Below are 22,391 nucleotides of genomic sequence, written 5' to 3'. Positions count from 1 at the left end.
CGCATGGCCCAACATCCAACCTCACGTGGTGCTGTCGACCGTCGGACGAGGCGTCGCGCCACCATCAGCGGAGGCGGGACAGCGCGGCTGTCACTTCCTGGGCGTCGAACCTGGTGGGGTCGAGGTCGGCCGGGTTGTCGAGGCCCAGCCATTCCAGCCGCTCGTGGTGCTCCGGATGAGCGGGATCGTCCAGGATCTCCAGGAGCGCCCCGTAGCCCCAGACGCCGCCGCAGTCGTCCGGCGGGGCCGCGCGACGCCCGCCGGTGCAGCGCGGATACCGGACGGATGGGTCGGGATCGAGGATCTTCTCGAGGACGATCTGATGCTCCCAGTCGTCGCCGAAATCGTAGGTATAACCGATCTTTGCTTTGACGTCGGGAAGCACCTGCTCCAGCGACACCGGCCTCTCGGCGTGCTGGCCAAGATCCGCGTCCGGCGTGCCGAACCTGCCGTAGGGCGTCTCGAAGACGTGCAGATGGCTGTCGTCCCAGCCGAACGCTGCCTGGAGGATGGCGTGCAGGCGGGTCAGGCTGGTGTCGGCTGGCACCTCCAACCGTCGCCAGATCGGTGGTTTCGCGCCGCGTAGCCCTATCTTGACCTGGTAGATCGGGGCCTGCTGCTCCTTGGCCCGCTTCGGCTTCTTCGGAAGCGGCGGTGTCGGCGGACGGCCCACCGCCGGTAGGCCGGGCCGTCCGGTCAGGTTCGCCAGCAGGCCCGTGGCGACCGCGGCCGGGTCCATCCCCCGCTCGTCCAGCATCCTGACGAGGCCGGCCATGCCGCCGAACACCTCGATCCCGTCGTCCTCGTCGTCGTCCGCGTGCGGCGCGGGTGGCTTCCGAGGGGTCGGGAGCGTCGCGAGGCGCGAGCGCAGCACGAACGCCAGCGCCTCGTACGGCGGCCCGTCCTCGCCGTCCTCCTCACCGAAGGGGATCGCGTCGTCCTCGCCGAACCGGAGGAAGGGGGCGGCTTCCTCGTCGTCCTCGAACGGGAGCTCGCCGTCGTGCACCGCCCGCGCGTCGAGGGCGTTCTCGACCTGCCAGCGGAACTCCTCGGCGTCCAGCGTCTCGGTTCGTAGCCTGACCTTGTCCTTGCGAGCCGCGGCGGTGATCTCCTCCAGAACCCTGGGAAGGTCCTCGGCCGGGAGGACGAGGAGGTCCGCGGCCTCACCGCAGGCCGATGGGTCGACATGTACCAGGAACGCGTGCGGCCGGCCAGCCCGTTCGACGGTGCAGCTCAGGAAGACGGCGACGCCTTCGTCGTCGTACCGGCGCTGGAAGTCGCCGGCCACCAGCGGCGCCGTCAACTCGTCCGCCCATCGCGGCCGGGAGACCCCGGCGGCGGCGAGCCGGCCGGCGGCGGCATCCGCGGCGGCACTGACCGGCCCCGACGCGACGGAACCCACCGCCAGCAGCACCGCGAGAGCGTCCCCGGTCGCCGCGGCCTCCAGTCGCGGCACGATCTCCTGAAGGAACGCCGTCCCGACGGAGCCTTCGGTGAGGACGGAGCCTTCGGTGAGGGCGTCAAGCACGGCCAACGTCGCACCGGCCACCTCCGCCATCAGCGGGTCGTCGTTCTCGCGGAGTACCCCGCCCATCTCGAGCATGTCGGCGGTGAACGCGCGCAGCTCCGTCTCGCTGTCGTCATGAGACCGCGGAGACTGGTCACGGATGTCCGGCACGGAGGACAGTGCGGGCCGCGATGTGCGCCTGGCCGGTGCCGACTCCTTGGGGGAGGGCTTCTTTCCGTTCTTGCGACCGCGGCTCACGGGGCTCATGCCCCAAGTCTGCATGCACCCGGTGGTGCCTGCTGGTCGGTGGGGCCAGATAGCCGCCACGCACGAGGATGTACAGGACCCGGCGCCACGCGGGGCCCGGTGAGCGCCGACCAGCGGATTCCGCAAGGGCGGCACGCGATACGGTCGGGCCGGTCCTGGCCCCATGAGCTGACCCCGGCTCCTCCATCTGTTCCGGACTGGGACTCGACACCTCCTCGGGAGCACGCCATGGGCCTCATCCACATCGAGATGTTCGCGACCCTCGACCTCGTCGGGCAGGCGCCTGGCGGCCCCGACGAGGACCCGGTGGGGTTCACCTACGGCGGCTGGCAGGCGCCCATGGTGGACGAGCTCACCGGGGCGCAGATCGCCGCCACGTACGAGGGCACGGACGCGTTGCTGCTCGGCCGGCGGACGTACGAGATCTTCGCCGGCTACTGGCCGCACCAGGAGAGCGGCGGCCAGGACAACGAGATCGCCACGCTGTTCAACAGCGTCCCGAAGTACGTGGCCTCCCGCGGCCGGCCCGACCTGTCGTGGGCCGGGTCCAGCCAGCTCGGCCCGGACCTCGCCGGCGCGGTGCGCGAGATCCGTGACCGGCACGAGCGGGTGAAGGTCGTCGGGAGCCTGAACCTGGTGCAGACGCTCCTGCGGGAAAGGCTCTTCGACCGTCTCGACCTCTGGCTCTACCCGATCGTGCTCGGCGTCGGGAAGAAGGTGTTCGACGGTGGCGCGGTGCCCACGAACGTCACGCTCCTCGAACCACCGGTAGCAAGCCCGAAGGGCACCGTGTACCTGCGCTACGGGCTCGCCGATGGCACGCCCGGGACGGGGGACATGAGCGCGCCTGATCGCGGCGCGGGGCACGACGACTGAGGCCACGACCCGCGGCGACGTAATACGTCGTGGAACGCGGAGGGCGGGTGGCCCGTTCCTGGGTCCGCGCGCCTGATCCGGCGGGCCGGTCCATCCGGCCGCGTCGTACTCATCCCGGGCCGGCGACTCGCGCGCCTGCGGCACGTTCATAGGCGCGCAGCGTGCTGGTTATTTATCTTTGTGGGTCCTCCGGCTCAGCCGATGTCGATCTGGAAGAGGAAATGGCCGTCCTGGGCGTACACCTGTCCATGTCGACTGGTTGGAACGCGGCTCGGGCGCCGATCGAGGAGATGGTGATGACGACGCCCTGCCGTTCCAGGAGACTCGGCAGGAGCGCCCGGCCCGCGGGCATCTTCAATACCATGCGCATCACGGGCGTCCGAGATCGGGGGACGGCCGGGTGAGTTTCTAGTCGCCGTCTGGCGGTATGACCCCGTCATCGGCGGCGAGCCGGCAGGATGTCAGAAAACCAAACATGCCCGTACCGTCCTTGCGCCGGAAGAAGTCCACCATCTCGGTGTTGAACTCGTGGCGGCGTGCGGCCGGGACGCTGATGGCGTCCATCCCGTGGGACATGAGATGACCATTCATCAGGTAGCGGGCGGTGCGTTTGTTGCCGTCGTAGTAGAACTGCTGAAGCGAGCAGAAGAGAAAATAGGCGATCGCCTGCTCGAACTCGGCGTCGATCTCGGCGGCCAGGAATTCCAGCCCCTGAGAGAGGATGCGACGCAGGTTCTCGCCACCGCGCTCGGTAGCGGGTGGCAGGTAGCGACCATGCTGTCCGAGGCTGACGCCCGGGGTGAGAGTCTCCTTGCCCTCGCCGCGGAAGTGGCCTGACTCCAGTGCCTCGTCCCGGGCGAGGAGGAACTGGAGCCTGTCGGAGATCTCTTTGGAGAGCCGGAACTCGCCCGTCCTGACGAGCCGGGCGAGTTCGTTCGCCGCCTCGGCGAGGTTCAGGATCTGACGTTCGTCGCTGACCTTCCGTCCGCCAACGGTGATCCCGTCCAGGAGTGTCTGGACTTCGGGGTAGGTGAACGGGTTGCCCTCGAGCACTGCGGCGTCCCACACGTACTCCGGCAGCGACTGGCGAAACCGCCAGACGGCGCGCTCGACCGAGAACCGTGGAATGTCCCGCCGTACGGCGGACCGGTCCCAGGTGAACCCCATCGCAGCCAGCATCGCCTCGATCGTCGCCATGATCGCACCTCCTCGGAGCCGCGCGCGACCGGCATATGTCGCCAGCCATGTCTGTGATCCAACGATACGGGGACCGCGGCATGCCAGGTCGGGAACGGTACTGGCCGAAGCGCGTGTTAGACCAACTTGTTGATCAGGTGATGCGGGCGGGCTCTCCGCCCGGACTGGCCGCGTGGGCGGCTCGCGCGAGTGCCGCGACGGCTGGTGACGTGCTGTGAGCGGGCCAGGCGAGCAGCTGTCGGCGGCCGGGCGCGGTTCACCGTGTGGTCAGCGCGAGGTACCCGTCCTCGAGGGCGGGCTCCACCGGCCGGGCCCGCGGGTCCGGCGCCGCGGGTGCCACGACCCGGTACCGCGTGCCGCCCTCGTGCGGCAGCGCGGACACGACCGTGCCCTCGGCTGGCGGCGGCCCGTCGGTGACGATCGACCACACCTGGCCCCGCGCGCGGTGAGTCAGCTCGTCCACCGTGCCGCGGAAGGCGAGCCGGCCCCTGGCGAGCACCGCCACGTCGCGGCAGGTCTGCGCGATGTCGTCGACGATGTGGGTGCTCAGCAGCACGGTGCGCTGGCCGGCGAACTGGGACAGCAGGGTGCGGAAGCGGATCCGCTCCTGTGGGTCGAGTCCCGCGGTCGGCTCGTCCACGATCAGCAGCCGTGGGTCGGCGAGCAGTGCCTGCGCGATGCCGACCCGTTGCCGCATCCCGCCGGAGAAGCCGCGCAGCCGGCGGTCGGCGTCCCCGGTCAGGGCGACCACCTCGAGCAGTTCCCCGACGCGCCGGCGGCGCGCCATGCGGTCGTCCACGCCCTTGAGCAGCGCGACGTAGTCGAGGAACTGGCGCGCCGTCAGGTCGGGATAGACACCGAGGTCCTGCGGCAGGTAGCCGAGGCCGCGCTGCACGGCGGTGCGCCCCGCGCCCGTGCTCATGTCGTGCCCGCCCACGGTGACCTGGCCGGACGTCGGCCGTACCAGGCCGGCGAGGATGCGCATCAGCGTGGTCTTGCCTGCGCCGTTCGCGCCGAGCAGCCCGAACATGCCGGTGGGCACGGTCAGGTCCAGGCCGTCGAGGGCGGCCACCCCGCCGCGGTACGTCTTCGTCAGGCCGGAGATCTCGATCCGCATGGGGTTTCCTCGGTTCGTCGGTTCGTCGTCGTTCAGCGGGTGTCAGGCTCGGCGGGCGCGCACCGCGTGGCCTCCGGCGAGTGCGGCGGCCGCGAGCACCAGCAGCACCGTGATGGACAGCCAGGCGGTCGTGGGTGTCGGGTCCGGCCGCAGGAAGTTCAGCGTGGCGCTGGGTACCGGGCCGGCCCAGGTGTCGTCGCCGTCGATGCCGTGGAAGTCGAGCAGCGCGTCGAGCGGGTAGCCGCCGAGAGGGTGGATGAGGGTCCGCGCGAGCGTCGGCATCATGTCCGGCGCGGCGACGTTGCCCCAGAGCCAGTAGCCGACGAAGATCACGCGAAACAGCGGCGCCGGCATGATCAGGGGTACCGTCAGCGCGAGGGCGGCCACGAACAGCAGGCCCGGCGCGATCACTACGGCGCAGGTGGCCAGCGCCCAGCCGAGCGCGTGCGGGGCGCCGGTGTGTACCGCGTACACCGCGGCGAGGCCGAGGTACACCGCCAGGATCGGTACGGCTGTCGCGGCGGCCGTGCCGAGGTACTTGCCGACGAGCCGGGCACCCGGCCGGGCGGGCGTGGCGTCCAGGACCGGGGCCACCCGCAGCCGGTCGTCGCGGATGAGCCGGTCGGCGAGCAGGCAGCCGTACCCGATCGACAGCAGCGCGAGCACCTGGACCGCCAGGCCGACGACGGCGGTCCGAGCTTCGGCCGGTCGCTCGCCCTTGTCGAACAGGTCACGCAGCAGACTGCCGCCGATCAGCAGGAACAGCGCGACGGTCAGCGCGGGCACGATCCACACCGCCCGTTTGCGGATCTGCATGCGGAACTCGTATCTCAGGCTCGCGCCGAGCGTGCGCGCCGTCTGGCTGGTCATTCGTCCTCCTCGCCGATGAGCCGTTCGGAGCGGGCCAGCACGACCAGGGCCAGCGCGACGAGCGTGGCCGCCGCGCCGAGCAGCGCCAGCCGGTTCTCGGCCCAGTCGCCGGGCACCGCGCCGCGGGTCGTGGCGAACAGGTAGAGCAGCCGCCCCGGCAGGTGACGCTGCGCCAGGTCGGCGAAGAGTTGCTGGAGCGTCCAGAGCGTGGTGACCAGTGCGCCGGCCGCCGCCGGGGCGCGGAACACGGCGCCCGCCGCGAAGCCCACGGCTCCCAGGCCCGCGGTCGGCGCCACCCAGGTGAGCTGCCCGGCGAACGGCCCATGACTGGCCGGCCAGCGCGCCCACCAGCCGGTCGCGACCAGCAGGGCCGCCGTCAGCCCGGCGACCACAGCGGCCCAGCCCAGCGTCATCGCCATGCGCCGCAGCAGCGTGACGCGGTAGGGCGTAGGCGCGGCGAGCTGCAGCTCCACGGCCGGGTCCCGCCCGACCAGCGAGGCGCAGGCGACACCGGCGGCGAGCGGCACGGCCATCTCGCACGCGCCGAGCAGGATGCGGGCGGTCGTCGCTTCGCCCGGCCGGGGGTTCGCGAGCGCGGCCGAGACACCCACCGCGACGGCGATCGGCGGACCGAGCAGGGCCGCCCATCCCGCCCGGCGTGCCTCGTACCGCCAGAGCGTCAGTGGTCTCACATCGGGTGAGTAGCGCGCCAGCCACCGTTCGGTTCACCGTCGTACGGACCGAGGCGCCCGGCCATCATCACCGCGGCGATCCCGAACACGGCGCTCACGCCGAGGACCGCCGCGTTCGTCGACCAGGCGTCCACGATGAACCTCGCCAACCAGGCGTCGCCGGCGAACACGCCGCCCGCCAGCACCCGGACCACCCACAGCCCGATGGCTGCGCCGAGCGCGACGTCCGGACCGAACCGGACGGCGACGAGCAGGCTGACAGAGGACAGCAGCGCCATCGGCCCGAGCCAGGCGGCGATCAGCGCGTGCAGGCTCGCCGCCCCGCTCGCCGCCCCGCCCGCCCCGGAAGCGGTCAGCGCGACGGAGGCCGCCACCGCGAGCGCCAGGTCGTACCCGAACACCAGCGCGAGACGTACCAGCAACAACAGCGGGCCGGCCGTCGGGGTGGCGGCGACCAGTTCGGCGGCCGGGTCCCGTCGTGACCGGTACGTGCCGGCGACACCCGCCGCGGCCACGATCGGGGCGACCAGCGCGAGCACTATGTCGGCGCCGGTCGCGGGCCGCGTAACGCCCACCGCCTGAAACAGGACGACGGCCACACCGAGCGCCATCACCAGTGCCGAGGCGACGGGCACGGCCAGCCGGATCAGCCGGGCCTCGGCAACGACCAGCGCGGCGGCGTACCGCGGGCGTCTCGCCCAGGGACCGTCGCCCGGTGGGTCGGCGGGCCCCTCGATCGCGCTCCGGGTCAGCGCGGCCCGCACCAACGACGCGGTGTCCGGTGCCGCGTCGCCCGGCGCCGAGGCATCCGCGATCGCCCGCCAGGCGGCGAGGTCCGCGCGGCAGCGCGCACAGCCCGCCAGGTGCGCGCGGACTCGGTCGCGGTCCGCGCCGCGCAGCGAGCCGGCGGCGTACGCGGGCAGCATCTCGTTCATTCGGGCACCTCCTGGGCGGTGAGCGCGGCGGCGACGGCGGCCCGGGCGTGATGCAGCCGGCTCTTCACCGTGCCGACGGGGATAGCGAGCACCTCGGCGACGTCGGCGAGCGGCAGACCGGCCACGAACACCAGGGCGATCACGTCGCGGTGGTGTTCGGGCAGCCGGTCGATGGCCGCGGCCACCGGCGTGCCGCCCGCCGCCGCGATCGCCAACTCGTCGGGGCCGGCGCCCTGGTCGGGCCGCTCGGGCAGGGGGACGCCGATGGTCTCCGGGCCGGACCGGCCGCGTAACCGGTTGTGCGCCTGGCGGCGGGCGACCCCGAACAGCCATGTGGTCGCCTTCGAGCGGCCCTCGAACGCGGCGGCCGACCGCCAGACCGCCAGCATCGTGTCCTGGAGGATCTCCTCGGCGGTCATCCGGTCGCCGGCCAGCCGGTGGAGGTAGCCGAACAGCGTGCGGGCGTGCCGCTCGTAAAGCCGGGCCAGCGCGCCGGCGTCGCCGGCGGCGACCGCGCGCAACAGCGCCTCGTCGCTGCCCGGCTCGGGCCGCGCCATCCGCTCACCTCCTCCGCCTGAAGGTAGGTAGCGAGCGGAGGGGCGAACGGTTCACCACCGGGCGGAGCGGACGATCTGCCCGGCACTCGGGTAGCCGGAGCCGAGCAGATGCTCGGCGAGCAGCAGCCCCCGCCGCTGCGGCCCGGCGTGGATCTCCTCGAGCGCGGGCCCACAGCCGGGCGGTGAAACGGGCGATGTGTTGCGCGACGACCTCGGCGTGGTCCTCCAGGGCGAAGCGCCCGGTGTCCAGAATGTTGATTTCGGCGTCGGGCAGGTCGTCACGGTAGGCGTGCGCGCCCGCCTCCGGGAAGATCTCATCGTTGGCGCCCACAGGTGCGCGAACGATGCCGAGGGTGCGCGATCGAACCGCGACAGGCTTTAGGTCGTGCTCATTCCTCCGTCGGCGATCATGTTGGCGCCGGTGATGTAACTGGCGTCCGGGGAGGCCAGGAAGGCGACGAGGCGGCCGACTTCCTCCGCGGTGCCGATACGCCCGAGGGGCAGCTTGGCGGCCATGGTGTTCCTGAAGTCGTCTAGCGCTTCGGCGTGGATGCCGCTCTTGTCGAGAGCGGGTGTCTGGATCATGCCGGGGCTGACCGCATTGACACGAATGCCGTGCGGCGCCAGGTCCGCGGCGAGAGTGCGTACCAGCGCAAGCTGGGCGCCCTTGGTCGCGGCGTAGACCGCCATGCCGGGCTGGGCCTTGTCGGAGACCACCGAGCTGGTGAAGATCACCGAGCTACCTGTCCCGAGCAGCGGCAGAATTCTCTGCAGTGTGAAAAGTTGCCCCTTGACGTTGATGTCGAAGTGCTGGTCGTAGCTTTCCTCGTCGAGGGTTTCCAGCGGTGTGAGCCGCGCGATTCCGGCGTTGAGGAAGGCAAGCCGAAGGGTGCCGAACCGCTGCCGTAGTTCGGTGGCGAGCGCCTCGGCGTCGGCGATTGAGCGGGCGTCGGCGCGGAACACGGTGACCTCCCCTGGCAGAGTGCGTCTGGCTTCCGCGAGGGTGTCGGGATTGCGGCCGGTCACCAGAACGGCGTAGCCGTGCTCGTGGAGCACGCGGGCGGTGGCGAGGCCGATGCCGGTGGTGCCTCCGGTGATCAGCGCTGCCGGGGCCGGGCTGGGCTGGATCATGCTCTGCTTCTCCAGGGTGGGGTAAGGAAGACCGACGTACGGGCGTGCTGCTCAGGGAATCCAGGCGCCGGCCGCGTCGGCCGCAAACTCGGCGAACGACGTCGCGGGCCGGCCGGTTGCGGCGCTGACGTCGCCGGTGACCGCCTTCATGACGCCGGAGGTGATGGCGAACCGGAACGTCTCGCTCACGTACGCGGCGAATTCGGCCGGCGCCCCGGAGCCGAGCAGGGCGTCGCGGATCGCGTCCGGGCCGGGGTCGACGTAGCGCACGTGTCTGCCCGCGGCCGCTGAGATGTGCGCGGCCGCCTCGGCGAAGGTGATCGCTTCTGGCCCGGTCAGGGTGTAGCCCTTGCCTTCGTGACCGTCTTCGGTCAAGGCCGCCGCGGCCACTTCGGCGATGTCGCGGGCCGACACATGACTCACGGGGTAGTCGCCGAACGGCATGGCGAGCTCGCCCCGTTCCCTGATCGAGCGGGCGAGCCCTGACCAGTGGTTTTCCGAGAAGTTCTGCATGAACGCGGCGGGCCGCAAGATCGTGGCGGGCAGCTCCGAACCCTCCACCAGCAATTCGGCACGGCGCAGCGGATCGTCGGGAGGCGCCTGGTCCACCCCGAACGAGGACAGGTGTACCAGCCGCCGGACGCCGCTGGCCGCCGCGGCGTGGACGAACTTCTCCATCTGCGCCGACGCGTCAGCCACGGTGCCGGTCAGGTGAGGGCTGACAACGTAGACGGCCTGCACACCGGCCAGCGCCGCTCGATAGGTGCTCTCGTCGAACCAGTCGAAGCGCACCGGCTCGACGCCACCGCGGGCCGGCGCGGGAGTGCGGCTCGCCGCCCGCACGGCACTCCCACGCCGTCGCAGCATGGGTATCAGGCGGCGGCCGGTCTTCCCGGTCCCTCCGGTCACCAGAACAGTCGTGGCCACATGAGCCTCCGTGGTCGGTTCTCGCTGGGTCCGTGCCACGCTATAGCTCGTCATTGAGTTATCCAATGACAGATCACGCCAAGAAAATATCTGTGAAGCTCACTTCGATATCCTTATGGGCATGGACACCCAGATTTTGGCGCCACCCAACACGCGTGCTCGTTCGGCTGACGTGGTCGCCGACATCGCGGCCGACGTCGTGGCCGCGACCCGGCGCGGCAGCGCGCTGTACTCCCGGAACCGGTTCTGCGCGCCGTGGGGCATCCGCATCCCGGCCGGTGCGCTGGCCAGCGTCCACGTCGTCACCGCCGGAGCCTGCTGGCTGACGCCGGATGACGGCGAGCCCGTGCACCTCGCCCGGGGCGATGTGGTTCTGGTCCCGGCCGGACTGGGTCACTGCCTCGTCGACAGCCCCGGGCGGCCCGCGCTCGCGATAGAAGACCTGATCGGCGGACCCCTGGGCGAAATGGCCCCCAGGGACCTGGCGATCGCGGGCGACGGCCCGGTAACCGGCCTGCTCTGCGGTGGATACCTGCTCGAGGCCGACCTCCGCCACCCGCTCACCACCCTGCTGCCGCCGATGCTGCACATAACCGCCGGGCGGGCACGGGGAACCGGCCTCCCCGCCGCGGTCGACCTGCTTTCCGCCGAGTCAGAGCGAGCCGGCCCCGGGACGGCGGCGGTCATCGCATCCCTCATCGACCTGCTCTTCGTCTACGTCCTGCGCGCGTGGCTCGCTGACCGGGGCGAAGCCGAAGCCGGCTGGGCAGCCGCGCTCCATGACCCGGCGGTCGGCGAGGCGTTGGCGATGATCCACATCAGCCCGGGTCGGCCTTGGACCGTGGACATGCTGGCCCGCGCCGTGCGTGTGCCGCGGGCGACATTCGCGCGCCGCTTCACCATCCTGACCGGCCAGTCCCCCATGGCCTACGTGACCATGTGGCGCATGACCACGGCCGCCCAGCTGCTCCGCGACGACCGGACTCTGCCGCTGCGTGAGGTCGCGCGACGCGTCGGGTACGACTCCGAATTCGCGTTCGCCCGCGCCTTCAAGCGGATCACTGGCGACGCCCCCGGCCGCTACCGCGCAGCTCAGAGGGCGCCAGGACCGGCCGGGCGATAGCGGCGGTGCCCGGAGAGCTATCGGGCCAGCGAGAGTCGCCCGTCTGATCTCCGTCCCCGTCGTCGGCGGACCGTCAAGCCGCCCGTCTGGCATCGGAGCATCTCTTGGCGTTTACGCATCCAGCTCGTCCGAGTGCGCCGAAAGCTCCTGACAAAGGACCCCTCGAGATCAGCCCTTCAACGCGGTGACGACGGCCCGGGCCGTTTCGGCGAGCAGGGAATCGGCGGCGGTGGCGGTCTCCTCAGGCCTGTCGGACAGCACCGCCATCACCAAAGGCCCGCCGGCGTCCGGCCAGGTGATCGCGACGTCGTTCAGGGTGGCGAATCGTCCGGCCCCGGTCTTGTCTCCCGTCGTCCAGCTCGAAGGTAGGCCAGCGCGGAGTCGGGTCGTGCCGGTAGTGTTCGCGATCAACCAGGTCTTCAGCTGTGCCCGTTCCGGGGCCGGCAGGGCGTCCCCGAGGAGGAGGGCCCGGTATCCGGTGGCAATGGCCAACGGTGTCGTGGTGTCGCGGGGGTCACCACGCGTCGCGCTGTTCAGGTCGGGTTCCCATCGGTCCAGTCGCGTGGACTGATCGCCGAGCGACCGGGCGAACCGGGTGATCGCGGCCGGACCGCCGAGGAGTTTCAGGAGTTGGTTGCCGGCAGTGTTGTCGCTATGAGTGATGGCTGCGTCGCAAAGTTCGGTGACGGTCATTCCAGTAGCAACTCTGGTGCTCGTCACCGGAGAGTTCGCCACGATGTCGGCGGCGGAGAAGTGGATGGTGCGAGACAGGTCCCCGCCGCGTAGCGGGTGCGCTCGCAGCACCGCAGCGACCGCATACGTCTTGAAGGTCGAGCACAGCGCGAAGGACTCGTTCTCGCGATGGCGAACCGACCGTCCGGAGGCGGTATCGATCGCGAAGACGCCCAGGCGCGCCCCGTAGCGGCGTTCCAGGTCGACCAGCGGCGCGTCGTCGGCGACGTCCCGCGGGGTGGGCGTCGCCGGACGCCGTGGCGAGGACACGCCGGCAGAACCGGTGGAACACGCGTCTACCAGGAGGCCCGCGAGGCTCGCGAAGGACGCGGCCAGGAGCTGCCTTCTCTTCAGATGGGACATAAGATCGGGACCTTCTCTGCGTTGCCTGGCGGATGGGATCACGATGGCGACGGCCGGGTCCTGGAGGCCTTTCGGGCCGCTGAACGGACAATGCCGTGCCGCGAGGGCTCACCGGGCGGTGACGGTGAGGGGCACAGCTGTCCCGGCGGGCTTCACCTCGGGACCGCCCAGCCGCCAGGAGACGCTGAGGTCGCGGCCCCGGGTGACGGCGGCGGGCAGGGTGACTCGGAAACGGAAGTCCTGGCTGGCCTTCGCTTTCAGAACGGGCACGGGCCGGGTGTTGAGGCGATAGGCGGACGTGGTGTTCACCGCCTCCCGGGTGGCGTCCCCCAGGGAGAACAGTTCCTGGGTGTAGACGACGCCGTCGAGGTCCATCGGTGCGCCGGTCGGGTTCGTCAGCCGGATCACGTAGTCGATCGTCGCGTCGACCGGAGCCGTCATCGCGGCGGGACTCACCAGGGCCGCGGTCAGCCCGGCGAGCGCGTAGTGGGGCGCGGTGACCGGATTGAGCTCATCCCATGCTCCGACCGACAGGAAGGTGCGCAGTCCGGGGTGGATCTCGCTGGAGGAACACTGCGGCGTGGTGGCCCGGGTGACGGGAGCCGTCAGGATTCCGCCGCCGTGCGGCAGGGCCAGCCGTAGGGTCTGCCGCCCCCGTGAGCCGCAGTAGGGGACCGACCAGTCGAGGCGCAGTCCCGCGCGCTCGCCCGGATTGACCTGGGTGATCTGTCGTTCACCCTGCTCGTTGATGTTGTTACTCATCTCGACCCGGGCCGGCTGGTCGTCGACCAGCAGTTCGGCGTTGCTACGCCCGGACAGCGTGCAGGGCCGCGTGGAGACGTTCGTGGCCTCGACCATGCCCATCAGGCCGTGTGGACCGGCCCGTCGGATGGCGCGCGACTCCTGGTCCTCGGCGCTCGGGTCCAAGTGTGGGGTCCGGTCCTGCCAGGCGGGCAGGACGGCGGCAAGGTCGGAGGCCTGGCAGCGATGGTCCGTCGTGATCGTCCGGCGGGGGTGGGCCGGCCGGGTGAACTCCGAGTCACCCGCCCGCTCGTCCACCCACGGGACCGTGGCGTCAGCCGCGAGGGTGGCCGGCGCGGACACCCTCGGCGGCAGCGGGGTGACGCTCGTGTCCGGGCCGCGGCCGCATCCGGCGAGCAGCCCACACGCCGTCAGGGCCACCGCCATGGTCAGCGGTGCGATACCTGCGCATATGCCCTCCATGCGGTCGAGTACATCCCGTGACTCCCGGGTAGTCATGAGTACAAGCACTCATAGCGCGGCGTGACGACGTGCGAATGCCTGCTGAGCCGTGGTGGCCTGCAGGACGATGTTGCGGTTGCCGACGCCGAACGTCGGCTTCTGGTAGATGCCCCACGTAGCGAATGACGTGCGGGTCGCGCATCCGAGGGCGGCGGCTGACATTGTCCCCGAGGCGGCCGATCTGCTGGCGAACGACCTTGGGCGCCGTCGCCGACATGCGCGCCAATGGGTCCTACGCCTGGTGACCGGGAACCACGGTGCCCGTCTCGTAGGCGACGACAACGAGTTGCGCCCTGTCCCGGGCACCCAGTTTGGTCAGCAGGCGACTGACGTGCGTCTTGACGGTAGCCAGGCTGACGAACAGGGCAGCGGCGATCTCGGTGTTGGACCGTCCCGAAGCGACCTGGATGAGGACTTCCAGCTCGCGTTCGGTGAGCGAGGCGCGCAGTCCATCTGGGAGATCGCGGGGCGCGGCTGGCGCCCGAACTCGGCGATGAGCCGCCGGGTGACAGCGGGCGCCAGCAGGGCGTCCCCCCGGGCCACGATCCTGACTGCCTCGAGAAGGTCCTCCGGCCGGGTGTCCTTGAGCACGAAGCCGCTGGCACCACCGCGTAGAGCCGCGAAGACGTGCTCGTCCTGGTCAAAGGTCGTCACTACCAGGACGCGCGGAGCGGCCGTGCCGCTATCGGCCGCGATGACCCGCGTGGCCGGCCCGACGAGCGATCTCCACCAGGGACGCCTCGGGTCCGGCTTCCTCGAACGCCTCTCGCGCGACGGCGAGCAGGTGGTCCCGATTGCGTCGGGCGTCGGCGCGGAGGGGGCGCTCCGGGGAAGTTCGCCCAGCCCCCATCGTGGCTCCTCCCTCCACCCGCCGCGGCCAACCGGACAGGATGTCCGTAATGTAGCGCAGCGGAAACGGATAGGCTGTCCGGTTAAGGATGGGGGATTGCGGTGGAACAGGATCTGCGGCACACGCTCGGCAACGTCGGCGTCTGGACGATGGCGTTCGACGTGATTCAGGACCGAGTACGGCAACACCTGGATGCGGGCGCGGATCACGTCTGCGTCCAGGTCCTCACCGCGGACCCCGCCGCGCTTCCGGTCCGTGAATGGCGTGAACTCGCCCCGGTTGTGCGCGGTGTCGCGCCCGGAGCGTAGGCCACACCCGTGAACCGCGCCCGGAGCGCACCGAAACGGCGACCGGGAACACAGGTCTGACCCGCAGCATCATGGGCCCGATCGGTACTGTCATGTCGTTGGGGGTCGGTGGCGAGTGACAGCTCAGGTCGCGGTCTGGCCGTCCATCGTCTCGCGAAGGATGTCGGCGTGGCCGGCATGCTGATTGATCTCGGCGATGATGTGGATCAAAACACGGCGGACGCTGTGGCGCGTGCCCGGCTCGTGCCACGGCGCCGCCGGCAGCGGCTGGGTCGCCGACAGATCGGGAGTGGTCGTGACGATCTCGTCGGTCCGTGCGGCGATCCTCGTGTAGTCCGCGATCACTCCGGCCAGAGTCTCGCCCGGCTGCATCTGGAAGTCGTTCTGGCGCCGCAGGGCCCACGCCGGGTACTCCCGCGCGGTGCCGGTCATGAAATCCTCCCAGGCGACGCCGTCCGGCAGCGTGTAGTCCATCGCCGACGGCCCCTCGAGGACGAAGCGCATCCAGCCCTCCTCGCCGGCGGCGACATGCTTGATCAGTCCTCCCAGACACAGGGCACTGACCGTCGGGTGCTCGCCGGCCTGCTCGTCACTGATCCCGCGGGCCGTGTTGAGTAGATTGGTTCGTGCCACGGCGAGCTCGGCCAGCAGATCGGCGCGCTCGGCGTCGAGGACAGTGGCGGGTGTGGTCGTCATGGTGATCGTCCCTTCCAAGTGGTCGCCGTTGTCGGCTCTGACACCACTGTCGGCGGAGAAGCGGTCAGTTTCGGTCCGCTTCTCCGGGCAATCTCATGGGCATGTCGACGACGTCCGGGCGCCTGCTCGCCCTGCTCTCGTTGTTGCAGGCGCGTCCGGACTGGCCGGGGGCGCTGCTGGCCGCGCGGCTCGAGGTCAGCCCGCGTACGGTGCGCCGCGACGTCGACCGCCTTCGTGAGCTGGGCTATCCGATCCGAGCCAGCAAGGGCCCCGCCGGCGGCTACCGACTGGACGCCGGGGCGGAACTACCTCCGCTGCTGTTCGACGACGAACAGGCCGTCGCCCTGGCCGTCGCGCTCCAGCTCGCCGCCACGTCCGGTGCCGGCATCGAGGAGGCGGCGGCCCGCGCGCTCAGCACCGTCCGGCAGGTCATGCCGGCACGGCTGCGCCACCGGGTCGACGCGCTGCGAATCACCGCCGTCGAACGCGGCGGAGCCCGGCCGAATCCGCGAGTCGAGCCGACCGTGCTGGTGACGCTCGGCGCCGCCGTCCATGCCCGGGAGGAGCTGCGCTTCGACTACGCCGTGCCGGCACGGTCGGAGTCGGAATCGGAATCGGAATCGGCCGACGTCGTCCCACCGCGACGGGTGCAGCCACATCATCTTGTCACCTGGCGCGGACTTTGGTATCTCGTCGCCTGGGACCTGGACCGCGACGACTGGCGCACCTTCCGCGCCGACCGGATCAGCCCACGCACGTCGACCGGGCCACGGTTCACCCCACGGCAGCTGCCTGGCGGGGACGTCACGGCTTACGTCGCCGCTCGATTCCAGGGCCCGTTCGGCCCGGAGCGTTGGCCATGCCGGGGCGAGATGATCGTCGAGCTGCCCGCCGCCTTCGTGTCCCAGTACTCCCAGGACGGGATCGTCGAGGAGCTCGGCCCGAACCGCTGCCGGCTCGTCGTCGGCTCCTGGTCGTGGCCCAGCCTGGCCGCCGCCGTCGGCCGGTTCGACGCCGACATCCAGGTGGTCGGGCCGCCCGAGCTCACGGACGCCTTCGCCGCCCTGGCCCGCCGTTACGCCCGCGCCGCCGCCGGCTGACGGCGCCGGGCGCCGCGGGGATGCTGCTGCCTCGCTCTGGCCGGCTCGCGGGCGTTGACCCGGCGCGGAGGACTGGCGACGATCACCGTATGGCGAAGTCCTCGGTAGCTGATTGGCTGCCCGTCATCCTGGCCGACTTCGCTGGCACGCCTGTGGCGGACTTCGATGTGCGGCTGATCGACTTCGACCCGGCGCGGCCCGGCGACCTCGCGGCGCTCATCCCGGACATCCAGACCTGGGCCATCCCCTCCGACCCCACCGCCCACCGGCTGCTGTTGAAGGTGGCCATGAAGGCGCCCGACTGGTTTCCCGAGGGTCGGGTGCCCACCAGGCTGATGACCCTCGACTGGCCCGCGGGTGACCCGGAGGAGCTCACCGTCGAGATCGCCTCAACGCTCCAGGACCACGTCATGGATGAGCTCAACACCACCTGGCCCGAGGTGGCCGTCGACGGGCGGACGGTCGTTCTCGAGCCTCGGCTCGGCCCCGACGGGACGCCACGATGGGAGGGCCGCGGTGTTGAACCCTGCCCGTTCGGCCGACTCGCCGACCGTCTCGCGTAGGCGGCACTGGCGCTGGTAGGCGGGGTGCGGTAGGACGAAATAGTGATGGTGACGCGGTAATTGCGCTTCGCAATGAGCGAAGACGCGGGCCATTATGCGCTCAGCCCCGCGATCACCACATCGATTGCTCTGCTTATGGTCTGCGGTGTCGTCGGAGTGGTGGCGGCTGCCTGGGCTAGTCCTCGGACCAGGAGATAGACCTCGTCGGCCCCGACGTCCCTGCGGATCGCCCCTGACCGCGCCGCGCGGTCCAGGAGATCCTCGACGGTCGCGCGTAGCTTGTCCGCCGACTGGCGGACACTCGGCGGGAACTGTCCGTCCGGCATCTGGGACGCGAGGGTTAGTTTCGTCGATCCGCCCTCGACCATGGTTCGCAGCAGGTCTCGGAACGCCTGTCCGGAGTCGGCTCGGTCAGCCAGGGTGGATGCCCGCTCGTTGAGCAGGTCAAAGTGGCGGATCAGGGCTGCCTCCACCAGCGCGGCCTTCGTCGGAAAGTGGCGGAACACGGTCGCGATGCCGACCTCGGCGCGGCGCGCGACGTCCTCGGTGGAGCCGGCCGCGCCGTGCTCGCCGAACACCGCTTCGGCGGCGGCCAGGATGCGCTCCCGGTTGGCGACGGCGTTCCTCCGCACGACTCACCTACCTCCTGTAACGGCCGCCCGTCCTGTCAGGGCCACCCGTCCTTGTCAGGCCACCCGTCCTGTAGCGGAGTCTAGGCTTCGCTAAGGTAGCGGAGTCACGACTTCGTTTTGGAGGTTCGATGGTACCGAGGCCTGCACCAGCCGACATCGTTCGCCTGGTCACCGCCGGCGTGAGTCGGCTGGTTTCCGGTGACCTCGCGCCGGACGAACGGGAGCGCCAACTCGACGCGCTCGCCGGCCTGTACGGGGAACGGACGGACGTCCGGCACCCGTTCGCGCCGTCTGGTGATCAACCGCTGCGCACTCGCGCCGAGTTGCGCCAGCACTTCGCAGGGTCAGCCGAGCGAGCAGCCGGCGTCTGGTCGTTCGCACCTACGGACATGGTCGTGCATCAGACGGCAGATCCCGAGGTGGTCGTAGCGGAGTTCGCCTACGTCGGGACGGCTGACCGGGGCGAGTTCGCTGTGCCGTGCGTGTTCGTGGTCCGGGTCCGTGACGGACAGATCGTCGAATCCCGCGACTATGGTGACCACGTCGGCTTCGCCCGAGCATTCGGCCGGCTCGAGCCTTTGGCGCGGGCGCTCCTTGACGATGCCGGTCCCGCGCCCGTCAGGCCGACGAAGGCCCAGTTGAGCCGGGGCCTCGCGCTTCGCATGCATGCGGCGTTCAACGCGCTCGACCTACCGGCGGTCGACGAGATCTTCGCCGCCGACTTCTACAGCCACCCGCTCCAGTCCCGCGGGCCCGGCATGGTCAAGGAACGGTGGCTCGCCATGCGCGCAGCCGCACCGGAGCTGCGCACGAAGGTTGTTGGCCTGATCGCCGAGGACGACCGCGCGGTGATCCGGTCCCTGCTGACCGACAAGACCGGAGAACTCATCGAGATCATCCGCGTCGCTGACGGACGGATCGCGGAACTATGGGGCGCTCGTACCGGTCCCGTCGTGCCATGACCCTGCGTCGGGACCGGACGGCCGGCACGGATATGAAGGATCGGCTTACGCCGCCTGCATTCGGTGATCGGCACCGGCATCGATCTTCGTTGCCGACCACGGGCCGAGCTGAGGTTGACCTCAACGGCTCTTGAGGTTCGACACTGGCGGGCATGACCTTCTCCGGTGGCACCGCGGTTGTCCTGGGTCCTGGCGGGCTCGTCGGCACGGCCTGGCTGCTCGGGTTGGCAGCCGGGCTGCGCCGCAACGGTGTGGACCTTGCCGACGCCGATCTGATCGTGGGGACCTCGGCGGGTGCGATCGCCGGGGCGATTCTGGCCACCGGCGGCGACCCCCACCGCCTCGCGACCCCGTTCGGCCCGTCCGGACTGCCCGGCTCGCAACCGAGCCCGGACCCCCGGCTGATCGCCGAGGTGTTTACCACCCTCGGCGATCGTGGGCTCGACCCGGCCGAAGCCCGCAGCCGAGTGGGCCGAATCGCGCTCACCGCCCCGACCGTTCCCGAGGACGTGCACGTCGCCAGCATGAGATCCCTGATCGGCCCAGTTGGCTGGCCGCAACGGCGGCTGCTGATCACCGCCGTGGATCTGGAGACCGGTCAGCCCGTCGTCTGGGACCACACCAGCGGGGTTCCGTTGCCCGTAGCCGTCGCGGCGAGCTGCGCCATGCCAGCCGCCTACCCACCGGTCACGATCGGCGGCCGCCGGTATATCGACGGCGCTCTGGGCGGCGGTTCCCACGTCCACCTCGCCGCCGCCGACGCGATCGTGATCATCGAACCGCTGGCGCACTGGTTCGGTTCCTCCGCGGTGCCGGACGGCGCCGCCCTCGCCGCGCGGGTTGTCCCTGACGAGGCGGCGCAGAACGCCTTTGGCCCCGACCTGGGTGACCGGACCCGCTGGCAGCCCGCCTACCAGGCCGGTATGAACCAGGCTCCCGACGCCGTCACCCGCATCCGGCTGACCGTGTAGATCGCTGCTAGCCGCGCGGCGAGCGGTGTCGCGCACGGCTGAGAGTGAGCCGGCCACGCAACCGGATGCCCTCGTTGTGATCACAGCTCATGACGGTTAGACGGTATCGGTGCATGCCCAGGGCGTCCCGGGGCCGCGCAGCGCGGCCCGACTGTCTAGATCGTTATGATGTCGATGAGGTCTTCGAGGCCGGTGAGGCCGGCGGCGTTGCGGGTGTAGATGCTGGCTTCGTGGGCGTGCGCGGTCGCCGCGATCAGCAGGTCCATTGTTCGGGCGCGCGGCTGGCGTCCGACTTCGACGACGCGGGCGGCGAGTCGTCCATAACTGTCGGCGACGGCGTCGTCGACAGGTAGCGGGTCGAACCGTCGTTGCAGTGCGCTGAGGCGGGCCAGTCGGTTCGCGCGGGCCTCGGAGGTCTTCGCGACAAGGACGCCGAACTGGAGTTCGGCGATGCTGATGACACTGACCGCGAGTTCGCCGGGGATCGGCGCCACGTCGGTGGCGACCAGCACGCTGGTGTCGAGGACGCCGCGACTCATCGACCCTCCCAGGGGTCCGAGACGGCACCGTCGACGAGATCACGATCCGCGGGCCAGTCCGCGTCGGTGGGGAGGGTGAAAAGATCCGCGAGGTCGTCCCAACGCCGCCACGCGCGCGGGGCCACCGGGCCAAGGAGTGCCGCCGGCCGGCCGGAAACGGTGATCGTCATCCGTTCGCCGGCCTCGGCGCGCCGCACCAGCTCGCTGGCGTTCTGCCGCACCTCACGAAGTCCTATCTCGTTCACCTCCTCAACGTAGCACATGTGCTATGAATGCTGCCGCTCCGAGCCGTGAAGGACTTGGTCCGCGGTCGCGGTGCTCGATGCGTTCGGCCCGTCCCCGATATCGCGAGTTCGTGACTGAGTGGGCGGACGGTGGCCTCCAGCCCGACGCCACCAGCCCGTGCGTCGGTGCGGCACATCGGGCAGCGTCGTGAACACCTGGCTGGAGGCCGTGCCGGTCACGCGCGTAGGACCGGCAAATCGGACAAACAGGGAATGGCGGCTCGGCGTGGGGCGCGGCGGTGTGCCTCCGAGCAGGGTGTCGGTGGCGGCCGAGCGCAGCCGGCACCGTCCACGAGCCACGGCGAGACGACATACCACGGTAGTTACTACTCCGGTATTCTGGCGTGGTGAAGGTCGACAAGATGAGCGTCTCGTTCGACGGCGAGCTGGGTGACGCGGTTCGGGACGCCGCTCGGCGCGCTGGCGTCGGGCTGTCGGCCTGGCTCGCGGTCGCGGCTGCCGCGAAGCTTCGAGCCGATGCCCTCGCGGAGTTCCTCGACTCGTGGGAGACGGCGAACCCGGCGTTGACGCCGGAGGAACTGGCGCGGGCCGAGCGGGAGCTGGGCCTGCGCGCGGATCAGCCGGCGGCGTGAGCGCCCTCGTTCTCGACGCGGGCGCGTTTCTGGCTGTCGAGCGCGGCGATCGGGAGATGGTGGCCCGACTCCGGATCGCGCAGCAGCGGGACATCGGCCTGCGGAGCAACGCCGTCGTCGTCGCCCAGGTCTGGCGGGATCGCGCCGGGCGGCAGGCCGCGCTGGCCCGCCTCCTCCGCGCAGTGGAGGTGTGTGCCGTTGATGAACGGACCGGCCGCGAGGCCGGTGTGCTGCTTGGCCGAGCCGGTACGTCTGATGTGGTTGACGCGACGGTGGCCCTGCTCGCCCGTCCGGGTGACCGCATCCTGACCAGCGACCCCGAGGACATCACCCGCCTTGTGCAGGCAGGCGGGGTACCAGCTGCGGTGGTGCGCTGCTAACGACACGAACGGAATAGCGTGTGCGGTGACGTGATCACCCGGCGCGGCGACGTGACAGCAGACAGCCAGCCACGCGGCGATCACCATGGCGGTATGCCGACCGCGCTATCCGATCTGGAGGGGACCGGACGCTCGCCCGCGCGCGGCGGAGGTCGCTGCGGCTCGCAGACCCTCGATGAGGAGGTCGAGCTCGTGGGCGAACTCGACCCGGCAACCTATGTTGATGAGCGCTGGCAGCGTCCGGTGCAGATTCGGCAGGGCATCGGCGGTGACATGCCGGGTGAACCAGTCGGTGATCGGCTCGGATCGTTCGCTGGAGGCACCCGGGTCCGTCGAGTCGACCAGGACGGATCCGAACACGAGGCCGAGTAGCCCCCGGTACCGGCGCACGGCCTCCTGCTCGGTGAGGCCGGCATCCAGAAGCGCGCCGAGCATCGCGTCGATCACCCGCAATGACCCCAGCGACCGTGGGTTGGCCTGCTCGGACGCCAGGGCGCGCACGACGACGGGATGCGCGCCGAACGCCTCGTAGGCGGCGGCGGTGAGCAGGCGGATCCGCTCGTCCCACGGCAGGCCTGGATCCGGCAGCGCGATCGACTCGAAGACCCGGCTTGCCAGGCCGTCAAGGATGTCCCCCTTGTTGGCCACGTGGTTGTAGAGCGACATCGCCTCCACGCCGAGCCGGGCGGCAAGCCGGCGCATCGACAGCCCCGCGAGCCCCTCGGCCTCAGCGAGTTCGATCGCGGCGTCGAGGATCCGCTGCCGTGACAGTCCCTCACCTCGTAGCGGTCCCATCAAATACCTCCGGAGGGGACTGCTGCCTTTGGGCGGCAGGGGAATCCGGTATGGACCGCGATGGTTAGATGGACCGCGCTGGTATAGTCGCCGGTGTGGTGCGGCAGGTGACCGGAGGGGCGGGTGGGGTCTATGATCTCGGCTTCCATGTCGTCTGGTGC

At 70.7% G+C, this 22,391-nt stretch carries 25 protein-coding genes and 2 pseudogenes; 8 read left to right on the top strand and 19 right to left on the bottom strand.

All coding sequences use genetic code 11. The features are described 5' to 3' along the window. Positions 1–64 precede the first annotated feature (64 nt). Entirely contained in the window at positions 65–1,774 is a 1,710-nt protein-coding gene (locus tag AC6EXY_RS19605; RefSeq protein ID WP_499817731.1) for a plasmid pRiA4b ORF-3 family protein, read from the bottom strand. Between the two features lie 228 nt (positions 1,775–2,002). On the opposite strand from AC6EXY_RS19605, the gene AC6EXY_RS19600 reads away from it, so the two are divergent. Next, positions 2,003–2,650 carry a dihydrofolate reductase family protein gene (locus AC6EXY_RS19600; RefSeq protein WP_101833089.1) on the top strand — a complete coding sequence of 216 codons (648 nt, stop codon included), beginning with the start codon at positions 2,003–2,005 and terminating at the stop codon, positions 2,648–2,650. Between the two features lie 408 nt (positions 2,651–3,058). Here the strand turns inward: AC6EXY_RS19600 and AC6EXY_RS19595 are convergent, their stop codons facing one another. The 8 genes from AC6EXY_RS19595 to AC6EXY_RS19560 form a co-directional block, all read right to left on the bottom strand. After that, a complete protein-coding gene (locus tag AC6EXY_RS19595; RefSeq protein ID WP_101830252.1) occupies positions 3,059–3,847 on the bottom strand; it encodes a Fic family protein in 789 nt (262 codons plus the stop codon). A gap of 256 nt (positions 3,848–4,103) precedes the next feature. Next, positions 4,104–4,964, bottom strand: a complete 861-nt coding sequence (locus tag AC6EXY_RS19590) for an ABC transporter ATP-binding protein (RefSeq protein WP_101830251.1) — start codon at positions 4,962–4,964, stop codon at positions 4,104–4,106. A gap of 42 nt (positions 4,965–5,006) precedes the next feature. Continuing rightward, a complete protein-coding gene (locus AC6EXY_RS19585) occupies positions 5,007–5,834 on the bottom strand; it encodes an ABC transporter permease (protein WP_101830250.1) in 828 nt (275 codons plus the stop codon). Further along, positions 5,831–6,526 (bottom strand): hypothetical protein, encoded by a 696-nt coding sequence (locus AC6EXY_RS19580; protein ID WP_101830249.1) that lies wholly within the window; start codon positions 6,524–6,526, stop codon positions 5,831–5,833. The genes AC6EXY_RS19585 and AC6EXY_RS19580 overlap by 4 nt, the downstream gene beginning before the upstream one ends. Beyond that, positions 6,523–7,461: a zf-HC2 domain-containing protein gene (locus AC6EXY_RS19575; RefSeq protein ID WP_101830248.1), complete on the bottom strand. Its 939-nt coding sequence runs from the start codon at positions 7,459–7,461 to the stop codon at positions 6,523–6,525. The genes AC6EXY_RS19580 and AC6EXY_RS19575 overlap by 4 nt, the downstream gene beginning before the upstream one ends. Continuing rightward, the gene (locus AC6EXY_RS19570) at positions 7,458–8,018 is read right to left on the bottom strand and encodes an RNA polymerase sigma factor (protein ID WP_101830247.1); all 561 of its coding nucleotides are present in this window, start codon (positions 8,016–8,018) and stop codon (positions 7,458–7,460) included. The genes AC6EXY_RS19575 and AC6EXY_RS19570 overlap by 4 nt, the downstream gene beginning before the upstream one ends. 378 nt (positions 8,019–8,396) lie before the next feature. Next, positions 8,397–9,149, bottom strand: a complete 753-nt coding sequence (locus AC6EXY_RS19565; RefSeq protein WP_101830246.1) for an SDR family oxidoreductase — start codon at positions 9,147–9,149, stop codon at positions 8,397–8,399. Positions 9,150–9,200: 51 nt separating this feature from the next. Further along, complete coding sequence (locus AC6EXY_RS19560; protein ID WP_101830245.1) at positions 9,201–10,130, bottom strand: NAD(P)H-binding protein; 930 nt, start codon at positions 10,128–10,130, stop codon at positions 9,201–9,203. Between the two features lie 67 nt (positions 10,131–10,197). Here AC6EXY_RS19560 and AC6EXY_RS19555 point away from each other — a divergent pair, with 67 nt between their 5' ends. Next, a complete protein-coding gene (locus tag AC6EXY_RS19555; RefSeq protein WP_101830257.1) occupies positions 10,198–11,199 on the top strand; it encodes an AraC family transcriptional regulator in 1,002 nt (333 codons plus the stop codon). 168 nt (positions 11,200–11,367) lie between these two features. On the opposite strand, the gene bla is transcribed toward AC6EXY_RS19555, so the two are convergent. The 4 genes and pseudogenes from bla to AC6EXY_RS19535 all read right to left on the bottom strand — a co-directional run. Continuing rightward, entirely contained in the window at positions 11,368–12,201 is an 834-nt protein-coding gene (bla, locus tag AC6EXY_RS19550; RefSeq protein WP_499817732.1) for a class A beta-lactamase, read from the bottom strand. Positions 12,202–12,402: 201 nt separating this feature from the next. After that, entirely contained in the window at positions 12,403–13,518 is a 1,116-nt protein-coding gene (locus AC6EXY_RS19545) for a hypothetical protein (protein ID WP_499817733.1), read from the bottom strand. 271 nt (positions 13,519–13,789) lie between these two features. Next, positions 13,790–13,966, bottom strand: a complete 177-nt coding sequence (locus AC6EXY_RS19540) for a response regulator transcription factor (RefSeq protein WP_341477184.1) — start codon at positions 13,964–13,966, stop codon at positions 13,790–13,792. Between the two features lie 297 nt (positions 13,967–14,263). Beyond that, a pseudogene (locus AC6EXY_RS19535) lies at positions 14,264–14,407 on the bottom strand (TetR/AcrR family transcriptional regulator); the annotation flags it as partial. A 158-nt stretch (positions 14,408–14,565) separates the two neighbouring features. Between AC6EXY_RS19535 and AC6EXY_RS19530 the strand changes: the two are divergent. Continuing rightward, positions 14,566–14,715 (top strand): annotated as a pseudogene (locus AC6EXY_RS19530) (TIGR03620 family F420-dependent LLM class oxidoreductase); the annotation flags it as partial. 123 nt (positions 14,716–14,838) lie between these two features. Here AC6EXY_RS19530 and AC6EXY_RS19525 read toward each other — a convergent pair. Next, positions 14,839–15,411, bottom strand: a complete 573-nt coding sequence (locus AC6EXY_RS19525; RefSeq protein WP_499817734.1) for a DinB family protein — start codon at positions 15,409–15,411, stop codon at positions 14,839–14,841. A gap of 101 nt (positions 15,412–15,512) precedes the next feature. Between AC6EXY_RS19525 and AC6EXY_RS19520 the strand changes: the two genes are divergently transcribed. Both AC6EXY_RS19520 and AC6EXY_RS19515 read left to right on the top strand, forming a co-directional pair. Then, positions 15,513–16,511 (top strand): helix-turn-helix transcriptional regulator, encoded by a 999-nt coding sequence (locus AC6EXY_RS19520; RefSeq protein ID WP_101830255.1) that lies wholly within the window; start codon positions 15,513–15,515, stop codon positions 16,509–16,511. A gap of 89 nt (positions 16,512–16,600) precedes the next feature. Continuing rightward, a complete protein-coding gene (locus AC6EXY_RS19515; RefSeq protein WP_101830242.1) occupies positions 16,601–17,074 on the top strand; it encodes a hypothetical protein in 474 nt (157 codons plus the stop codon). Positions 17,075–17,166: 92 nt separating this feature from the next. On the opposite strand, the gene AC6EXY_RS19510 is transcribed toward AC6EXY_RS19515, so the two are convergent. Beyond that, positions 17,167–17,706, bottom strand: coding sequence for a TetR/AcrR family transcriptional regulator (locus AC6EXY_RS19510; protein WP_101830241.1), 540 nt, complete (start codon positions 17,704–17,706; stop codon positions 17,167–17,169). Between the two features lie 128 nt (positions 17,707–17,834). On the opposite strand from AC6EXY_RS19510, the gene AC6EXY_RS19505 reads away from it, so the two are divergent. Both AC6EXY_RS19505 and AC6EXY_RS19500 read left to right on the top strand, forming a co-directional pair. Then, positions 17,835–18,668 carry a nuclear transport factor 2 family protein gene (locus tag AC6EXY_RS19505; RefSeq protein WP_101830240.1) on the top strand — a complete coding sequence of 278 codons (834 nt, stop codon included), beginning with the start codon at positions 17,835–17,837 and terminating at the stop codon, positions 18,666–18,668. A gap of 152 nt (positions 18,669–18,820) precedes the next feature. Further along, entirely contained in the window at positions 18,821–19,639 is an 819-nt protein-coding gene (locus tag AC6EXY_RS19500) for a patatin-like phospholipase family protein (protein WP_499817735.1), read from the top strand. A 155-nt stretch (positions 19,640–19,794) separates the two neighbouring features. Here AC6EXY_RS19500 and AC6EXY_RS19495 read toward each other — a convergent pair whose 3' ends face one another. Next, complete coding sequence (locus AC6EXY_RS19495; RefSeq protein WP_101830238.1) at positions 19,795–20,178, bottom strand: type II toxin-antitoxin system VapC family toxin; 384 nt, start codon at positions 20,176–20,178, stop codon at positions 19,795–19,797. Further along, positions 20,175–20,441, bottom strand: a complete 267-nt coding sequence (locus tag AC6EXY_RS19490; RefSeq protein ID WP_243407172.1) for a type II toxin-antitoxin system Phd/YefM family antitoxin — start codon at positions 20,439–20,441, stop codon at positions 20,175–20,177. The genes AC6EXY_RS19495 and AC6EXY_RS19490 overlap by 4 nt, the downstream gene beginning before the upstream one ends. A 383-nt stretch (positions 20,442–20,824) precedes the next feature. On the opposite strand from AC6EXY_RS19490, the gene AC6EXY_RS19485 reads away from it, so the two are divergent. Then, the gene (locus AC6EXY_RS19485) at positions 20,825–21,055 is read left to right on the top strand and encodes a hypothetical protein (RefSeq protein ID WP_133150561.1); all 231 of its coding nucleotides are present in this window, start codon (positions 20,825–20,827) and stop codon (positions 21,053–21,055) included. Here AC6EXY_RS19485 and AC6EXY_RS19480 read toward each other — a convergent pair. Both AC6EXY_RS19480 and AC6EXY_RS19475 read right to left on the bottom strand, forming a co-directional pair. Next, positions 21,040–21,522, bottom strand: coding sequence for a hypothetical protein (locus tag AC6EXY_RS19480; RefSeq protein WP_165818224.1), 483 nt, complete (start codon positions 21,520–21,522; stop codon positions 21,040–21,042). The two genes, AC6EXY_RS19485 and AC6EXY_RS19480, sit on opposite strands and share 16 nt — an antisense overlap. A gap of 18 nt (positions 21,523–21,540) precedes the next feature. Further along, positions 21,541–22,230 carry a TetR family transcriptional regulator gene (locus AC6EXY_RS19475; protein WP_101830235.1) on the bottom strand — a complete coding sequence of 230 codons (690 nt, stop codon included), beginning with the start codon at positions 22,228–22,230 and terminating at the stop codon, positions 21,541–21,543. Between the last annotated feature and the right edge of the window lie 161 nt (positions 22,231–22,391).

Source organism: Frankia sp. RB5 (assembly GCF_059816245.1).
The sequence above is the reverse complement of the archived record's forward strand: the minus strand, read 5'-3'. Positions and strand labels throughout refer to the sequence as shown.

What these genes read in the sequence shown, in the direction of transcription:
- AC6EXY_RS19485 (WP_133150561.1), top strand. Translation starts at nt 20,825, where the DNA reads ATGAGCGTCTCGTTCGACGGCGAGCTGGGTGACGCGGTTCGGGACGCC.
- AC6EXY_RS19515 (WP_101830242.1), top strand. Translation starts at nt 16,601, where the DNA reads ATGGCGAAGTCCTCGGTAGCTGATTGGCTGCCCGTCATCCTGGCCGAC.
- AC6EXY_RS19505 (WP_101830240.1), top strand. Translation starts at nt 17,835, where the DNA reads ATGGTACCGAGGCCTGCACCAGCCGACATCGTTCGCCTGGTCACCGCC.
- AC6EXY_RS19595 (WP_101830252.1), bottom strand. Translation starts at nt 3,847, where the DNA reads ATGGCGACGATCGAGGCGATGCTGGCTGCGATGGGGTTCACCTGGGAC.
- AC6EXY_RS19590 (WP_101830251.1), bottom strand. Translation starts at nt 4,964, where the DNA reads ATGCGGATCGAGATCTCCGGCCTGACGAAGACGTACCGCGGCGGGGTG.
- AC6EXY_RS19555 (WP_101830257.1), top strand. Translation starts at nt 10,198, where the DNA reads ATGGACACCCAGATTTTGGCGCCACCCAACACGCGTGCTCGTTCGGCT.
- AC6EXY_RS19585 (WP_101830250.1), bottom strand. Translation starts at nt 5,834, where the DNA reads ATGACCAGCCAGACGGCGCGCACGCTCGGCGCGAGCCTGAGATACGAG.
- AC6EXY_RS19600 (WP_101833089.1), top strand. Translation starts at nt 2,003, where the DNA reads ATGGGCCTCATCCACATCGAGATGTTCGCGACCCTCGACCTCGTCGGG.
- AC6EXY_RS19605 (WP_499817731.1), bottom strand. Translation starts at nt 1,774, where the DNA reads ATGAGCCCCGTGAGCCGCGGTCGCAAGAACGGAAAGAAGCCCTCCCCC.
- AC6EXY_RS19475 (WP_101830235.1), bottom strand. Translation starts at nt 22,230, where the DNA reads ATGGGACCGCTACGAGGTGAGGGACTGTCACGGCAGCGGATCCTCGAC.
- AC6EXY_RS19565 (WP_101830246.1), bottom strand. Translation starts at nt 9,149, where the DNA reads ATGATCCAGCCCAGCCCGGCCCCGGCAGCGCTGATCACCGGAGGCACC.
- AC6EXY_RS19500 (WP_499817735.1), top strand. Translation starts at nt 18,821, where the DNA reads ATGACCTTCTCCGGTGGCACCGCGGTTGTCCTGGGTCCTGGCGGGCTC.
- AC6EXY_RS19570 (WP_101830247.1), bottom strand. Translation starts at nt 8,018, where the DNA reads ATGGCGCGGCCCGAGCCGGGCAGCGACGAGGCGCTGTTGCGCGCGGTC.
- AC6EXY_RS19545 (WP_499817733.1), bottom strand. Translation starts at nt 13,518, where the DNA reads ATGGAGGGCATATGCGCAGGTATCGCACCGCTGACCATGGCGGTGGCC.
- AC6EXY_RS19575 (WP_101830248.1), bottom strand. Translation starts at nt 7,461, where the DNA reads ATGAACGAGATGCTGCCCGCGTACGCCGCCGGCTCGCTGCGCGGCGCG.
- AC6EXY_RS19560 (WP_101830245.1), bottom strand. Translation starts at nt 10,130, where the DNA reads ATGACGAGCTATAGCGTGGCACGGACCCAGCGAGAACCGACCACGGAG.
- AC6EXY_RS19525 (WP_499817734.1), bottom strand. Translation starts at nt 15,411, where the DNA reads ATGACGACCACACCCGCCACTGTCCTCGACGCCGAGCGCGCCGATCTG.
- AC6EXY_RS19520 (WP_101830255.1), top strand. Translation starts at nt 15,513, where the DNA reads ATGTCGACGACGTCCGGGCGCCTGCTCGCCCTGCTCTCGTTGTTGCAG.
- AC6EXY_RS19480 (WP_165818224.1), bottom strand. Translation starts at nt 21,522, where the DNA reads ATGGTGATCGCCGCGTGGCTGGCTGTCTGCTGTCACGTCGCCGCGCCG.
- AC6EXY_RS19490 (WP_243407172.1), bottom strand. Translation starts at nt 20,441, where the DNA reads ATGTGCTACGTTGAGGAGGTGAACGAGATAGGACTTCGTGAGGTGCGG.
- AC6EXY_RS19495 (WP_101830238.1), bottom strand. Translation starts at nt 20,178, where the DNA reads ATGAGTCGCGGCGTCCTCGACACCAGCGTGCTGGTCGCCACCGACGTG.